The following is a 1,745-nucleotide window of genomic DNA, read 5'->3' on the forward strand; positions in this document are numbered from 1 at the left end:
TTCGCAAGACAGGCCTGGCCCCCAAGACCGCCGCCCTGGTGGGCAAGATCGCCCAGGTCGAAACCACCATTACCGCCAACGAAACCGAGGCGTTGTTGCTCGAGCAGACGCTGATCAAGGAATGGCGGCCGCCCTACAACATCCTGCTGCGCGACGACAAATCCTACCCCTATGTGTTTCTCTCGGACGGCGATTACCCGCGCCTGAGCATTCACCGTGGGGCGAAAAAGCTGAAGGGCCGCTATTTCGGCCCCTATCCTAGTGCCGGGGCCATTCGCGAAAGCCTTAGCCTCTTGCAGAAGGCTTTTCTGGTGCGCCAGTGCGAGGACAGCTTCTTCAAGAACCGCACGCGGCCCTGCCTGCAATACCAGATCAAGCGCTGCAAAGGCCCCTGTGTCGGCCTGGTCGATCCCGCGGAATATGCCGAGGACGTGCGCCACTCGGTGATGTTTCTCGAAGGTCGCAGCAATGCCCTGAGCGATGAACTGTCCAGCGGCATGCAGAAGGCCGCCACCGAGCTGGATTTCGAGCGCGCCGCCGAGCTGCGCGATCAGATCGCCCTGCTGCGCCGCGTGCAGGATCAGCAGAGCATGGAAGGCGGCACCGGCGACATCGATGTGGTTGCCGCCATGGTCAACCCGGGTGGCGCCTGCGTGCACCTGATCAGCGTGCGCGGCGGGCGGGTACTGGGCAGCAAGAATTTCTTTCCTCAGGTGGCGATCGAGGAGGAGGGCAGCGAGGTGCTGCTGGCCTTCCTCGCCCAGTACAACCTGAGCAGTCCGGAGCGCGATCAGCCCAGCGAGCTGATAGTCAATGCCCAGCACGAAGACTTCCCCACGCTGATCGCCGCCATCGACGAGCTGCGCGGCCGTGAGTTGACTATCAGCTATCGCGTGCGCGGCACCCGGGCGCGCTGGCAACAACTGGCGGTGACCAATGCCGAGCAGGCCCTGGGCGCGCGCCTGGCCGATCGTCAGCACGTCGCCGCTCGCTTCGAGGCGCTGGCCGAGGCCCTGGATATGGATGAGGTGCCGCAGCGCCTGGAGTGTTTCGATATCAGCCACTCCAGCGGCGAAGCGACAGTGGCGTCCTGCGTGGTGTTTGGCCCCGAGGGCCCGCTGAAGTCCGATTATCGGCGCTACAACATCGAGGGTGTGACGCCCGGCGATGATTACGCCGCGATGCACCAGGCGCTGACCCGGCGCTTCAGTAAGATCAAGGAGGGTGAAGGCAAGCTGCCGGATATTCTGCTGGTCGACGGCGGCAAGGGCCAGCTGGCCATGGCCCGCGAGGTGCTTGAAGAATTGGCGGTGCCCGAGTTGATCCTGCTCGGCGTGGCCAAGGGCGCGACCCGCAAGCCGGGCCTGGAAACCCTCTACCTGAATGACGCCGCCCATGAGTTCACCCTTCCGGGCAATTCCCCTGCGCTGCATCTGATCCAGCAGATCCGCGACGAATCGCACCGCTTCGCGATTACCGGCCACCGCGCGCGGCGTGGCAAAACCCGACGTACTTCGACTCTGGAGGAAGTCGCCGGGGTCGGGCCGAAACGCCGTCGCGAACTGCTCAACCACTTCGGCGGCCTGCAGGAGCTGTCCCGCGCCAGTGTCGAAGAAATCGCTAAAGCGCCGGGAATCAGTAAAAAGCTTGCCGAGCTGATTTATGCCGCCCTGCACAGCGAGTAGAATGCGCGCTCACCTTGCAGCCCAGTTGTGCCGATGAATATCCCCAACCTGCTTACCGTT

The 1,745-nt window shown here is 63.7% G+C and carries 1 protein-coding gene; it reads left to right on the forward strand.

Features of this window, described 5'->3' with window-relative positions; all coding sequences use genetic code 11:
- A partial coding sequence (uvrC, locus tag Q8Q83_RS02090; RefSeq protein WP_305620700.1) for an excinuclease ABC subunit UvrC occupies positions 1–1,685 on the forward strand: 1,685 nt, incomplete at its 5' end.
- Between the last annotated feature and the right edge of the window lie 60 nt (positions 1,686–1,745).

It is taken from the genome of Pseudomonas sp. (genome assembly GCF_030696055.1).
Classification (GTDB): domain Bacteria; phylum Pseudomonadota; class Gammaproteobacteria; order Pseudomonadales; family Pseudomonadaceae; genus Aquipseudomonas.